Below are 12,670 nucleotides of genomic sequence, written 5' to 3'. Positions count from 1 at the left end.
TCATTGAATCCGGTGAAGTTATAGGTACTGGAGAGGTGAATCGGGGGGACAACGCAGCCATATTGCTCGTCATCATTTAACCCGCTACGCACTGCGATGGTGGCTTGTTTACGCGTCATGGTGAATCGTTCCTGGCTTTGGCGATGAAAAGTCAGGCCCCAGAGTAACCACTGCTACAATAGACGTCAATACATCTGGACATCTAAACTTCTTTGCGTATAGATTGAGCAATCGGTCAATAGCCGTTAAAATCATCCGTATTAGCGCACATTAGAAAAGGCTTTGCTGATGTCATGGTCACATCACTAAGGTAAACTGTGCGGGATTATGGTCGGGCGAGCGCTCAGACCTTTTATTAATGATTAGAGGAAAGGTATCTCATGGCTGAATGGAGCGGCGAATATATCAGCCCCTACGCTGAGCACGGTAAGAAGAGTGAACAAGTCAAAAAAATTACGGTGTCCATTCCCCTGAAGGTGCTGAAGATCCTCACCGACGAACGTACCCGTCGCCAGGTGAACAACCTGCGTCACGCCACCAACAGCGAACTGCTGTGCGAAGCGTTTCTGCATGCCTTCACCGGCCAGCCGCTGCCGAACGATGAAGATCTGCGTAAAGAGCGTAGTGACGAAATTCCGGAAGAGGCGAAAGTGATTATGCGTGAGCTGGGCATCGACCCGGATACGTGGGAGTACTGATTTTCAGACACAAAAAAACCGCCCGCAGGCGGTTTTTTCTGGCAACAAGATAACTTATTTTGCGCCTGGGATGCTGAAACGCTTGTTGAAGCGGTCAACACGGCCACCGGTAGCAACATCACGCTGCTTGCCAGTGTAGAACGGGTGGCATTTGCCGCACACGTCCAGGTTCAGATCGTGACCCGCGGTAGAGCGGATTTTGATCACATTACCGCAAGAGCAGTTTGCAGTAATTTCTTCGTATTTCGGGTGAATATCTTTTTTCATGGGAGAACCTCAGTTAAGGCCGCGTCGCTCTTCCAGCCCTAACGCCAGACACCACGCGATGTTGATAGTATAGTTTTTGATACCGCATAAAGCGCATCAAAGGCCGCGAATCATACAGAATTTAACCAGGGGTTGCAATCTGATCCGCGCTCCCTGAGTAACAATGTGTATACTATCCCACCCTTTTTCAAGTCAGGATGAGCTGATGCCCGTCGCACACGTTGCCCTGCCCGTTCCGCTTCCCCGCACGTTTGACTATCTGTTGCCCGAAGGCATCAGTGCCAAAGCCGGGTGTCGCGTACGTGTGCCATTTGGGAAACAACAGGAGCGCGTCGGCATTGTGGTCTCCGTCAGCGACGTGAGCGAACTGCCGCTGAATGAACTGAAAAGCGTCATTGAGGCGCTGGACGATGAGCCGGTGTACACGCCGACCGTCTGGCGCATGCTGCTGTGGGCCGCAGAGTATTACCATCATCCCATTGGCGATGTGCTGTTTCACGCTTTGCCAATCCTCTTACGTCAGGGAAAACCCGCCAGCGCGACGCCGCTGTGGTACTGGTTTGCCACTGAGCAAGGCCAGGCTGTCGATATCAGCACCCTGAAGAGATCGGCTAAGCAGCAGCAGGCGCTCGCCGCGCTGCGACAGGGTAAGATCTGGCGTCATCAGGTTGCTGAGCTTGAATTTAACGACGCCGCACTACAAGGCCTGCGTAAAAAAGGCTACTGCGAACTGGCCAGCGCCGCGCCGCTCATTACCGACTGGCGAGACGGTTATGCCGTGACGGGTGAACGCCTTCGCCTGAATACGGAACAGGCCACCGCCGTGGGCGCGATTCATAGCGCTTCGGGCAGCTTCTCTGCCTGGCTGCTGGCAGGCGTGACCGGTTCGGGCAAAACGGAAGTTTATCTGAGCGTTCTGGAAAACGTGCTGGCGCAAGGCAAACAGGCGCTGGTGATGGTGCCGGAAATCGGCCTGACGCCGCAGACTATCGCCCGTTTTCGCGAACGCTTTACTGCCCCGGTCGAAGTACTTCACTCCGCCCTGAACGACAGCGAGCGGCTCGCCGTCTGGCTGAAGGCCAAAAACGGCGAAGCGGCCATTGTGATTGGCACGCGATCCTCCTTATTTACCCCGTTTAACAATCTCGGCGTGATCGTTATCGACGAGGAGCACGACAGCTCTTACAAGCAGCAGGAAGGCTGGCGTTACCATGCCCGCGATCTGGCGGTGTGGCGTGCGCATAACGAGCAAATCCCCATCATTCTGGGCTCCGCAACACCGGCGCTGGAAACGCTGCATAACGTTCGCCAGGGCAAATACCATCAGCTCAGATTGACCAAACGAGCGGGTAACGCCCGTCCGGCCAATCAGCATGTGCTGGACTTAAAAAGCCAGCAGCTTCAGGCAGGCCTGTCGCCTGCGCTTATCGGCAGGATGCGTCAGCATTTGCAGGCAGACAACCAGGTCATTCTGTTTCTGAACCGTCGCGGCTATGCGCCTGCGCTGCTGTGCCATGAATGTGGCTGGATTGCCGAATGCCCACGCTGCGACAGCTATTACACCCTGCATCAAACACATCGCCATCTGCGCTGCCACCACTGCGACAGCCAGCGCCCTATTCCACGCCAGTGCCCATCCTGCGGCTCAACGCATCTGGTGCCGGTGGGATTAGGCACAGAACAGCTCGAAGAAGCGCTTTCGCCGCTGTTTCCGGACGTGCCCATTTCACGTATCGACCGCGATACCACCAGCCGCAAAGGTGCGCTGGAGCAGTATCTGGCCGAAGTGCACCGGGGTGGCGCAAGAATTTTGATTGGCACCCAGATGCTGGCCAAAGGCCACCATTTCCCGGATGTCACTCTGGTGGCGTTGCTGGATGTGGACGGGGCGCTGTTCTCTGCGGATTTCCGCTCCGCCGAGCGCTTTGCCCAGCTCTACACTCAGGTGTCGGGCCGTGCCGGGCGAGCCGGTAAGCAGGGTGAAGTCATTTTGCAGACGCACCATCCTGAACATCCTCTGCTGCAAACGTTGCTTCATCAGGGCTATGACGCCTTTGCCCAACAGGCTCTGGCGGAACGCCAGACGCTGCAATTGCCGCCCTGGACCAGCCATGTCCTGATTCGCGCGGAAGATCACAATAATCAGGACGCACCGCTCTTTTTGCAGCAGTTGCGAAACCTGATCCAGGCCAGCCCGTTGACGGACGATAAGCTCTGGCTGCTCGGCCCGGTGCCCGCGCTGGCCCCAAAACGCGGCGGACGCTGGCGCTGGCAAATTGTGCTGCAACACCCATCACGCCTGCGTTTACAGCATATTGTTAGCGGCGCCATGGCGCTCATCAACACCCTTCCCGCCTCGCGAAAAGTGAAATGGGTGCTGGATGTCGATCCGATTGAAGGCTAACCCTCGCGCTGCGAGGGAGATCGAAAAATTTAGCTTCGGTCACACTTTTCATGAAATTTCTGTAACTCCCCGGACTGACTCTCTGATAAAAAAGAGGTTGTTGTCAGAGACAGCGGAAGTCTCTGCCCCCGTCAGCGAGGAGAACCCAGGTGAAGTCCAATAAAGAGGTTGTTGCGGCAACCATGAAGGATGTGGCTCAGAAAGCGAATGTCTCTACGGCAACCGTTTCCCGGGCATTGATGAACCCCGATAAAGTCTCCCAGGCGACGCGTAACAAAGTGGAACAGGCGGCGCTGGAAGTGGGTTATCTTCCTCAGGCTCTGGGGCGCAACATGAAGCGCAACGAGTCGAGAACCATTCTGGTGATAGTGCCGGACATCTGCGATCCTTTCTTTAGTGAGATTATCCGTGGCATCGAAATCACGGCGGCCGAGCAAGGCTATCTGGTGCTGATTGGCGATTGTGCCCACCAGAATCAGCAGGAAAAGACCTTTATCGACCTCATTATCACCAAACAAATCGACGGCATGCTGCTGCTGGGTTCTCGCCTGCCGTTTGACGCCAGCATCGAAGAGCAACGGAATTTGCCGCCGATGGTGATGGCCAACGAATTCGCGCCAGAACTCGAACTGCCGACGGTTCACATCGACAACCTCACCGCCTCATTCAACGCCGTTAACTATCTGCATGAGCTGGGCCATCAGCACATTGGCTGTATTGCCGGGCCGGAAGAGATGCCGCTGTGCCACTATCGTTTGCAAGGCTACGTCCAGGCGCTGCGCCGCAGCGGGCTCACCGTTGACCCACACTATATTGCGCGCGGCAACTTTACTTACGAAGCCGGGGCAAATGCACTGGAACAACTCCTGGCTCTGCCACAACCGCCTACGGCGATTTTTTGCCACAGCGATATTATGGCGCTTGGCGCAATGTCCCTCGCAAAACGCCGCGGCCTGAAAATCCCTGAGGATTTATCAATAATTGGCTTTGATAACATCTCATTAGCTGAATTTTGCGATCCCCCGCTGACCACCGTTTCTCAGCCCCGTTTTGAGATTGGGCGTGAGGCGATGTTGTTGTTACTCGATCAACTGAGTGGTCAGAATGTCAGTAGCGGCTCGCGCCTGCTCGATTGTGAACTGGTCCTTCGGGGTAGTACTACTAAAATTAAGCCTTAAACTAAATGGCTTTCGGACTCCCGCTTCTGGTCAAAGCCCCGTCGCTTAAGTAACATGGCGGACTGACGAACGAATAAATACAGCGAAACGATAGTGGCACAACGAGATTATGTACGCCGCAGCCAACCGGCTCCTTCGCGGCGCAAAAAGGGTCCTTCAAGGAACTCACGGAAGAAGCAAAGTAGCTTTCCTGCTGTTTCACCAGCGATGGTCGCTATTGCTGCGGCTGTGCTGGTCGCCTTTATTGGCGGTCTGTACTTTATTACCCATCACAAGAAAGAAGAATCTGAGGCACTCACGGGCCGTCAGGTGACGGGCAATGGCCTGCCGCCGAAGCCTGAAGAACGCTGGCGTTACATCAAAGAGCTGGAAAGCCGTCAGCCGGGCGTGCGTGCGCCAACTGAACCGTCTGCGGGCGGGGAAGTTCAGAACGCGAATCAGCTCACCGACGAACAGCGCCAGCTGCTGGCACAAATGCAGGCCGATATGCGCCAGCAGCCAACACAGCTGACGGAAGTACCGTGGAACGAGCAAACGCCAGCCCAGCGTCAGCAAACGCTGCAACGCCAGCGTCTGGCGCAACAGCAAGCTCAGCAGCAGGTTCAGCAACAACAGTGGTCGCAGTCTCAGCCGGTACAGGCTCCGCGCACGCAGCCGCGTGTGAGCGAACAGCCTTATCAAGCGCCACAGCAAGCTCGTACCACACAGAGTCAGCCTGCTCAGCAACATCAGACGCCGCCGAAGCAAAGCGCTCAGCAGCCTTATCAGGATCTGTTGCAGACGCCAGCGCACACGGCCGCCAGCCAGCCAAAGACACAGCAGGCGGCTCCCGTCACGCGTGAGCCAGAGCCGGCCAAACAGACAGCCGAGAAAAAAGACGATCGTCGCTGGATGATTCAGTGCGGCTCCTTTAAAGGTGCCGATCAGGCCGAGACCGTACGTGCCCAGCTCGCCTTTGAAGGTTTCGATTCCCACATCACCACCAATAATGGCTGGAATCGCGTGGTCATTGGCCCGGTGAAAGGCAAAGAGAATGCCGATGGCACGATCTCGCGCCTGAAGGTTGCTGGCCACTCAAACTGCATTCGTCTCGCCTCCGGGGGTTGAAACCCCCAAAATCCCCCCCATCTCTACTTGCAATCTGCCCCGCATAGCGTGCGGGGCCTGTATTCTGCTTTACACCCAGGGGGTCCGCTCGTGACAACAATAGTTAGTGTTCGCCGTAACGGTCATGTCGTTATTGCCGGTGATGGCCAGGCTACGCTTGGCAACACCGTGATGAAAGGCAACGTGAAAAAAGTCCGCCGTTTGTATAACGACAAAGTGATCGCCGGGTTTGCGGGCGGTACCGCTGATGCCTTCACGCTGTTTGAACTGTTCGAGCGTAAGCTTGAAATGCACCAGGGCCATCTGGTGAAAGCCGCAGTGGAGCTCGCTAAAGACTGGCGTACCGACCGCATGCTGCGCAAACTCGAAGCGCTGCTGGCCGTCGCCGATGAAAATGCCTCCCTCATCATCACCGGTAACGGTGACGTGGTGCAGCCCGAAAATGATTTGATTGCCATTGGTTCCGGTGGCCCTTATGCGCAGGCTGCTGCCCGTGCGCTGCTGGAAAACAGTGACCTCGGTGCCCGCGAAATCGCGGAGAAAGCGTTGGATATTGCAGGCGACATCTGCATCTACACCAACCACTTCCACACCATCGAAGAATTACCTTCTAAAGCGTAAGGATCTCCCATGTCTGAAATGACCCCACGCGAAATTGTCAGCGAACTCGACAAACACATTATCGGCCAGGACGCTGCCAAGCGTTCTGTGGCTATCGCCCTGCGTAACCGCTGGCGCCGCATGCAGCTCGACGAAGAGCTGCGTCACGAGGTGACCCCAAAAAACATTCTGATGATCGGCCCAACCGGTGTCGGTAAAACCGAAATCGCCCGCCGTCTGGCCAAACTCGCCAACGCGCCGTTCATCAAAGTGGAAGCCACCAAGTTCACCGAAGTGGGCTACGTCGGTAAAGAAGTGGATTCCATTATCCGTGATCTGACCGATGCCGCCGTGAAAATGGTGCGCATGCAGTCCATCGACAAGAACCGCTATCGCGCGGAAGAGATGGCGGAAGAGCGCATTCTCGACGTGCTGATCCCTCCGGCGAAAAACAACTGGGGCCAGGCTGAACAACCGCAGGAGCCGTCTGCCGCTCGTCAGGCATTCCGCAAAAAACTGCGCGAAGGCCAGCTGGACGACAAAGAGATCGAAATCGACCTCGCTGCGGCACCGATGGGCGTTGAAATCATGGCGCCTCCGGGCATGGAAGAGATGACCAGCCAGCTGCAGTCCATGTTCCAGAACATCGGCGGTCAGAAGCAGAAGCCGCGTAAGCTGAAAATCAAAGACGCGATGAAGCTGCTGATTGAAGAAGAAGCGGCAAAACTGGTGAACCCGGAAGAGCTGAAACAGGATGCTATCGACGCAGTTGAGCAGCACGGGATCGTGTTCATCGACGAAATCGACAAAATCTGTAAGCGCGGCGGTAACTCCTCCGGCCCGGACGTGTCACGCGAAGGCGTTCAGCGCGATCTGCTGCCGTTAGTGGAAGGCTGCACCGTTTCCACCAAGCACGGAATGGTCAAAACCGACCACATTCTGTTTATCGCTTCGGGTGCCTTCCAGGTCGCAAGCCCGTCAGATCTGATCCCGGAACTGCAGGGTCGTCTGCCGATTCGCGTTGAGCTGAAAGCGCTCACCACGCAGGACTTTGAACGTATTCTGACCGAACCAAACGCCTCTGTGACCGTCCAGTACAAAGCGCTGATGGCGACTGAAGGGGTAACGATCGAGTTCACCGAAAGTGGTATTAAGCGTATCGCTGAGGCCGCCTGGCAGGTGAACGAATCCACCGAAAATATCGGTGCGCGCCGCCTGCACACGGTGCTTGAGCGCCTGATGGAAGACATCTCCTACGACGCCAGTGAACGTCAGGGTGAGTCCTTTACCATTGATGCGGAGTATGTGAGTAAACATCTCGATGCGTTGGTGGCAGATGAAGATCTGAGCCGTTTTATCCTATAATCCCGGTAATTGCATTTTCATCACTGTTGATGGGGGCTATTGGCCCCCATTTTTATTGGCTAAAAACTATGACTGAACTCAGCCGTACCCAGGCCTGGCTGGAAAGCCTGCGCCCGAAAACGTTACCTTTGGCTTTTGCCGCCATTGTCGTCGGCACAGCACTTTCCTGGTGGCAAGGACACTTCAACCCTCTCGTGGCGCTGCTGGCGCTGGTGACGGCGGGCCTGTTGCAAATTCTCTCCAATCTGGCGAATGACTACGGCGATGCCGTGAAAGGCAGTGACAAGCCTGACCGTATTGGGCCACTGCGCGGGATGCAGAAAGGGGTGATTACTCAGGAGCAGATGAAGCGCGCGCTGATCGTGACCGTGCTGCTGATTTGTGTCTCTGGTATCGCCCTGCTGATGGCCTCCTATCAGACGATGCAGGATTTTATCGGCTTTATGGTGCTGGGTGCGGTCTCAATCATTGCGGCCATTACCTACACCGTGGGCACTCGCCCTTACGGTTACATCGGACTGGGCGATATCTCTGTGCTGATTTTCTTCGGCTGGCTGAGCGTGATGGGGAGCTGGTATCTGCAGGCCCATACGCTGGAAGCCGTGACCTTCTTACCGGCCACAGCCTGCGGATTGCTGGCGACGGCGGTGCTGAACATCAACAACCTGCGTGATATCGACAGCGACCGCGAGAACGGCAAGAACACGCTCGCTGTGCGCCTTGGGCCGGTCAATGCCCGTCGCTATCACACTTGCCTGCTGATGGGCGCTCTGCTGTGTCTGGCGCTGTTTAACCTGCTGGCTCTGCACAGTTTGTGGGGTTGGTTGTTTATTCTGGCCGCACCGCTGCTGGTCAAACAAGCGCGATTTGTCCTGACGCATCACGACCCGGTGGATATGCGCCCCATGCTTGAACGCACCGTAAAAGGCGCTCTGCTGACTAACCTTTTGTTTGTAGCCGGAATTGTCCTGAGCCGCGCGTTCGCTTAACTGACAAATATCAATTAACAATTGATGATTTTGCCAACAATGCGATTCGCACGATATACTGAAAGCACTCACAGCTTCAGAACGTTAAGCCTATGAAATACGATACATCCGAGCTTTGCGACATCTACCAGGAAGATGTCAATGTCGTTGAACCGCTGTTCTCCAACTTTGGGGGACGGTCGTCGTTTGGTGGACAAATTATCACGGTGAAATGTTTCGAGGATAACGGGTTGCTGTACGATATGCTCGAACAGAACGGACGTGGCCGCATCCTGCTGGTGGATGGTGGGGGCTCCGTACGCCGCGCACTGATTGATGCCGATCTGGCAAAACTGGCGGTGCAAAATGAGTGGGAAGGCATTGTGGTTTATGGTGCCGTCCGTCAGGTTGATGACCTTGAAGAGCTGGATATCGGCATTCAGGCGATGGCAGCTATTCCGGTTGGTGCTGCGGGTGAAGGCATTGGCGAAAGCGACGTACGCGTCAATTTCGGCGGCGTGACGTTCTTCTCCGGCGATCACCTGTATGCCGACAACACGGGTATCATCCTCTCGGAAGACGCACTCGATATCGAGTGATCCCGGCGTGTTCGGCATAAAAAAGCCTTCTCTGTGAGAAGGCTTTTTCGTTTCCGTCGTCTTACTGAATTTTGCCGAGGAAATCGCGTTTACCCAGCGGCACACCGGCCTGACGCAAAATGCCGTAAGCGGTGGTGCTGTGGAAATAGAAATTCGGCACAGCAAACTGGAACACATAGCTGCTGGCGGTGAAATGCAGTTGATGCTCGCGGGCCTGAACCAGGATTGGACGCGCATCATCCCCTTCCAGTTTCGCATCATCCACACTCTTCAGATAAGCCACGGTAGCGGCAATGCGTGCCTGCAACTCTGCAAATGTCGCTTCGTTATCTTCATTCACCGGCGCTTCAACGTCTGCCAGACGGGCAATCGCGCGCTTCGCCATATCACAGGTAACCTGCACCTGGCGTTTCAGCGGGAACATATCGTCAGCCAGCTTTGCTTCAAGCAATTCGGTTTCCTGAACGCCCTGCTCTTTTGCCCACCCGGCACTCTTCGCCAGAACGGCATCCAGACTTACCAGCCCGTGAATAAACTGCGCTTTGGTTTCGCTATACAGTGACATTGTCAGTTTCCTAAATTATATCAAACGAGTATCGGATTATTGTTGTCGAAAACACACTGAGAGTAACCTCAGGCAACGTCAAAGCATAGGGCGGAATGTGCGCGGTAACTGTGATGCAGAAACAAAAAAATCCGCAACCCCGAAGGATTACGGATTGTCATCACCGTTAACCGGCTGCGCTTAGTACAGCTTTTTCGCGCAATCCAGCAGGTCGGTCTTGAATGGACGCTTCATGTTCTCAATGGCGTCGATAATGTCGTGGTGAACCAGTTTCTCGTTCTGGATCCCGACGCAACGGCCACCGAAGCCCGCCAGCAACACTTCAATCGCATAAGCGCCCATGCGGGACGCCAGAATACGGTCATAAGGAACCGGGGAACCCCCACGCTGGATGTGGCCCAGTACGGTCGCGCGGGTTTCACGCCTGGTTTCGGTTTCAATGAATTTTGCCAGCTCGTCGACGTCGCACATGTGCTCAGTGATCGCCACGATGGCGTGTTTTTTACCTTTGGCGATACCTGCTTTGATTTCCGCCACCAGGTCTTCACGGCTGAATTCGACTTCTGGCACAACCACAAACTCACAGCCGCCCGCGATGGCTGCCGCCAGGGTCAGGTCGCCGCAGTAACGGCCCATCACTTCAACGATGGAGATACGCTGGTGAGAAGAAGAGGTGTCGCGCAGACGGTCAATCGCTTCAACCACAGTGCCCAACGCGGTGAAGTAACCAATGGTGTAGTCGGTGCCTTTGATATCGTTATCAATGGTGCCCGGCAGACCCACGCAGGGGAAGCCCATTTCGGTCAGGCGTTTTGCCCCCATGTAGGAACCGTCACCACCGATAACCACCAGCGCGTCGAGACCGCGTTTTTTCATGTTCTCGATAGCCACAGCACGAATGTGTTCTTCGCGGAACTCCGGGAAACGCGCAGAACCCAGGAAGGTACCGCCGCGGTTGATCATGTCGGACACGCTGTAACGGTCAAGCTGAACCATTCTGTCTTCATACAGACCAAGGTAGCCATCATAAATACCCATTACTTCCAGACCTTCCGACAGCGCGGCACGAACCACGCCACGGATTGCTGCGTTCATGCCCGGCGCATCACCGCCGCTTGTCAACACACCGATTTTCTTAATCATGACTACCTCTGAACTTAGGAATGCTAAAAATAATTCTGTTGCCCGAAGCGCCCTCCCTCATACAGGGAGAGGATCGACTATATGAGAGATAGTATATCAGGCGCTTCGTGCTGAATTGATTCAGGTCAGGCCAAATGGCGGTAATTTAGACAAAAAATGCCGATCCGACCCACATTTTTACAACGAATTACGAAAGTCCAAAAAGCCCTGCCGTCCTGCCGGAACAACCGAGCACGGGTCCTGATGAATAATCACATCCGAACCCGGAAAGCGTAACAATAGCGCCTGCTCAACCTGTTCAGCCACTAAGTGCGCCTGAACCAACGGCAGGTTATCTTCCATTTCCAAATGAATCTGAATAAAGCGGGTCGGCCCTGACTGCCGCGTTCGAAGGTCATGCGCACCGCTCACACCCGGCCAGGCGCTGACGATGTTAATGATTTCTTGTCGTTCTTCATCGGGCAGCGCTCTGTCCAGCAGTGACTGAACCGCCTCATACCCCATGCGCAATGCACTATATAAAATATAGATGCCAATCCCCAATGCAAACAATGCATCCGCGCGATGCCAGCCGTACCAGGCCAACGCCAGCGCAACAAGAATGGCCCCATTCATCATAACATCAGACTGATAATGAAGCATATCAGCGCGCACAGCCTGGCTTTGCGTCTTGCGCACAACCCAGCGCTGGAAGGTAACGAGGATCAGGGTGCTAATCAGCGCGATAACGGTCACCACCATCCCCACGCCCGGATCGCGCATCGGCTCTGGCGTCACCAGGTGCTGGATGCCGGTTAAAAACAGGAACAGCGCCGAGCCGGAAATAAACATGCTCTGCGCCAGCGCCGCCAGCGATTCCGCTTTGCCATGCCCAAACGTATGTTCTTCATCTGCCGGTTGCAGCGAATAACGCACCACCAACAGGTTTGTTAACGACGCGGCAATATCCACCAGGGAATCGACCAACGCCGCCAGAATACTGACGGAACCGGTATACCACCACGCAAAAATTTTAATCAAAAGTAACACCGACGCCATGACGGTTGCGGCCAGTGCCGCACGGCTGACTAATCGGCCATAGGTTTGATTCATAAACACTCCTGCAATCTCTTGCGGGTAGTATAGCGGAATGTGATGGGAGTCAGTGGCGGGAATAACAGGCAAAAAAAACCCCCTCATCATGAGGGGGAAGACAGGGATGGTGTCTATGGCAAGGAAAACAGGGTTTGTTACTGGTTACTACGGGTACTGCTGCTACTAAACAACAATGACGCTGGGCCTTGCTGCATCCTTGCAACCTCCCGCAGCTGATCCATTCGCTGCTGGTGCTTCTCGTTCAAAACCGCTTGCTGCTCGGGTGTTAACAGGCGATACATCTGGTTGCGAACCCTGGCCATTTCGACCTGGCGGACAACCTGCTCTTGCGCCATTTTTTCTGCCTGAGCGCGGACAGCGGTTTCGTCAAAATTTTCTGCGGTGACAAGCTTATGCATTGTCTCCATTTCGCTAACATTAACAGGAGGCTGCTGGCGTCGAGCCTGTTGCATAAGATCCCGCATCTGTTGGCGCTGATGTTCGGTTAAACTTATGCCGTCAAACATATGGCTCTGACTAGTGCTCTGCGTCGCCCCATCATTCGGGTGCCAGTTAACGCCGGTAACGACTTCAGCAGCCTGGCTATTCGCACTTAGCGCCAGTGTTGAGGCCATGACGGCAGCGATAACATTGCGCATCACTTGCTCCCAAAAACTTTTGTTTCGCGATTCAACGAGAGAC

The 12,670-nt window shown here is 55.0% G+C and carries 13 protein-coding genes and 1 pseudogene; 8 read left to right on the top strand and 6 right to left on the bottom strand.

Features of this window, described 5'->3' with window-relative positions:
* Positions 1 to 119, bottom strand: a pseudogene (locus ACRCWW_RS15930) (O-succinylhomoserine (thiol)-lyase); the annotation flags it as partial.
* Between the two features lie 261 nt (positions 120 to 380).
* Between ACRCWW_RS15930 and metJ the strand changes: the two are divergent.
* The gene (gene metJ / locus ACRCWW_RS15925; RefSeq protein WP_007369220.1) at positions 381 to 698 is read left to right on the top strand and encodes a met regulon transcriptional regulator MetJ; all 318 of its coding nucleotides are present in this window, start codon (positions 381 to 383) and stop codon (positions 696 to 698) included.
* A 54-nt stretch (positions 699 to 752) separates the two neighbouring features.
* On the opposite strand, the gene rpmE is transcribed toward metJ, so the two are convergent.
* The gene (gene rpmE / locus ACRCWW_RS15920) at positions 753 to 965 is read right to left on the bottom strand and encodes a 50S ribosomal protein L31 (RefSeq protein ID WP_404658215.1); all 213 of its coding nucleotides are present in this window, start codon (positions 963 to 965) and stop codon (positions 753 to 755) included.
* Between the two features lie 205 nt (positions 966 to 1,170).
* Between rpmE and priA the strand changes: the two genes are divergently transcribed.
* The 7 genes from priA (at position 1,171) to rraA (ending at position 9,186) form a co-directional block, all read left to right on the top strand.
* Entirely contained in the window at positions 1,171 to 3,369 is a 2,199-nt protein-coding gene (gene priA, locus ACRCWW_RS15915) for a primosomal protein N' (protein ID WP_438683266.1), read from the top strand.
* A gap of 149 nt (positions 3,370 to 3,518) precedes the next feature.
* Entirely contained in the window at positions 3,519 to 4,547 is a 1,029-nt protein-coding gene (cytR, locus tag ACRCWW_RS15910) for a DNA-binding transcriptional regulator CytR (protein WP_438683265.1), read from the top strand.
* 93 nt (positions 4,548 to 4,640) lie between these two features.
* Positions 4,641 to 5,654, top strand: a complete 1,014-nt coding sequence (ftsN, locus tag ACRCWW_RS15905; RefSeq protein ID WP_438683264.1) for a cell division protein FtsN — start codon at positions 4,641 to 4,643, stop codon at positions 5,652 to 5,654.
* Positions 5,655 to 5,744: 90 nt separating this feature from the next.
* Complete coding sequence (hslV, locus tag ACRCWW_RS15900) at positions 5,745 to 6,275, top strand: ATP-dependent protease subunit HslV (protein WP_330984239.1); 531 nt, start codon at positions 5,745 to 5,747, stop codon at positions 6,273 to 6,275.
* A 9-nt stretch (positions 6,276 to 6,284) separates the two neighbouring features.
* Positions 6,285 to 7,619, top strand: coding sequence for an HslU--HslV peptidase ATPase subunit (hslU, locus tag ACRCWW_RS15895; RefSeq protein WP_438683263.1), 1,335 nt, complete (start codon positions 6,285 to 6,287; stop codon positions 7,617 to 7,619).
* 68 nt (positions 7,620 to 7,687) lie between these two features.
* Complete coding sequence (gene menA / locus ACRCWW_RS15890; RefSeq protein ID WP_438683262.1) at positions 7,688 to 8,608, top strand: 1,4-dihydroxy-2-naphthoate polyprenyltransferase; 921 nt, start codon at positions 7,688 to 7,690, stop codon at positions 8,606 to 8,608.
* 92 nt (positions 8,609 to 8,700) lie between these two features.
* Positions 8,701 to 9,186, top strand: coding sequence for a ribonuclease E activity regulator RraA (rraA, locus tag ACRCWW_RS15885; protein WP_330984236.1), 486 nt, complete (start codon positions 8,701 to 8,703; stop codon positions 9,184 to 9,186).
* 61 nt (positions 9,187 to 9,247) lie between these two features.
* On the opposite strand, the gene ACRCWW_RS15880 is transcribed toward rraA, so the two are convergent.
* From ACRCWW_RS15880 to cpxP, 4 genes are all read right to left on the bottom strand, one after another.
* Positions 9,248 to 9,751 (bottom strand): DUF1993 domain-containing protein, encoded by a 504-nt coding sequence (locus ACRCWW_RS15880; RefSeq protein WP_438683261.1) that lies wholly within the window; start codon positions 9,749 to 9,751, stop codon positions 9,248 to 9,250.
* A gap of 180 nt (positions 9,752 to 9,931) precedes the next feature.
* Positions 9,932 to 10,894 carry a 6-phosphofructokinase gene (pfkA, locus tag ACRCWW_RS15875; RefSeq protein WP_438683260.1) on the bottom strand — a complete coding sequence of 321 codons (963 nt, stop codon included), beginning with the start codon at positions 10,892 to 10,894 and terminating at the stop codon, positions 9,932 to 9,934.
* Positions 10,895 to 11,071: 177 nt separating this feature from the next.
* On the bottom strand, positions 11,072 to 11,986 hold the full coding sequence (gene fieF, locus ACRCWW_RS15870; RefSeq protein WP_438683259.1) for a CDF family cation-efflux transporter FieF: 915 nt from the start codon (positions 11,984 to 11,986) through the stop codon (positions 11,072 to 11,074).
* 137 nt (positions 11,987 to 12,123) lie between these two features.
* Complete coding sequence (gene cpxP / locus ACRCWW_RS15865; protein WP_404658225.1) at positions 12,124 to 12,627, bottom strand: cell-envelope stress modulator CpxP; 504 nt, start codon at positions 12,625 to 12,627, stop codon at positions 12,124 to 12,126.
* Positions 12,628 to 12,670: the final 43 nt, after the last annotated feature.

The organism is Scandinavium sp. (assembly GCF_051650185.1).
GTDB lineage: Bacteria > Pseudomonadota > Gammaproteobacteria > Enterobacterales > Enterobacteriaceae > Scandinavium.
The sequence above is the reverse complement of the archived record's forward strand: the minus strand, read 5'-3'. Positions and strand labels throughout refer to the sequence as shown.

Bases quoted from the DNA above. Each gene is read 5' to 3' on its own strand.
- menA (WP_438683262.1), top strand. From the start codon at position 7,688: ATGACTGAACTCAGCCGTACCCAGGCCTGGCTGGAAAGCCTGCGCCCG.
- ACRCWW_RS15880 (WP_438683261.1), bottom strand. From the start codon at position 9,751: ATGTCACTGTATAGCGAAACCAAAGCGCAGTTTATTCACGGGCTGGTA.
- cpxP (WP_404658225.1), bottom strand. From the start codon at position 12,627: ATGCGCAATGTTATCGCTGCCGTCATGGCCTCAACACTGGCGCTAAGT.
- rpmE (WP_404658215.1), bottom strand. From the start codon at position 965: ATGAAAAAAGATATTCACCCGAAATACGAAGAAATTACTGCAAACTGC.
- fieF (WP_438683259.1), bottom strand. From the start codon at position 11,986: ATGAATCAAACCTATGGCCGATTAGTCAGCCGTGCGGCACTGGCCGCA.
- priA (WP_438683266.1), top strand. From the start codon at position 1,171: ATGCCCGTCGCACACGTTGCCCTGCCCGTTCCGCTTCCCCGCACGTTT.
- metJ (WP_007369220.1), top strand. From the start codon at position 381: ATGGCTGAATGGAGCGGCGAATATATCAGCCCCTACGCTGAGCACGGT.
- pfkA (WP_438683260.1), bottom strand. From the start codon at position 10,894: ATGATTAAGAAAATCGGTGTGTTGACAAGCGGCGGTGATGCGCCGGGC.
- rraA (WP_330984236.1), top strand. From the start codon at position 8,701: ATGAAATACGATACATCCGAGCTTTGCGACATCTACCAGGAAGATGTC.
- hslU (WP_438683263.1), top strand. From the start codon at position 6,285: ATGTCTGAAATGACCCCACGCGAAATTGTCAGCGAACTCGACAAACAC.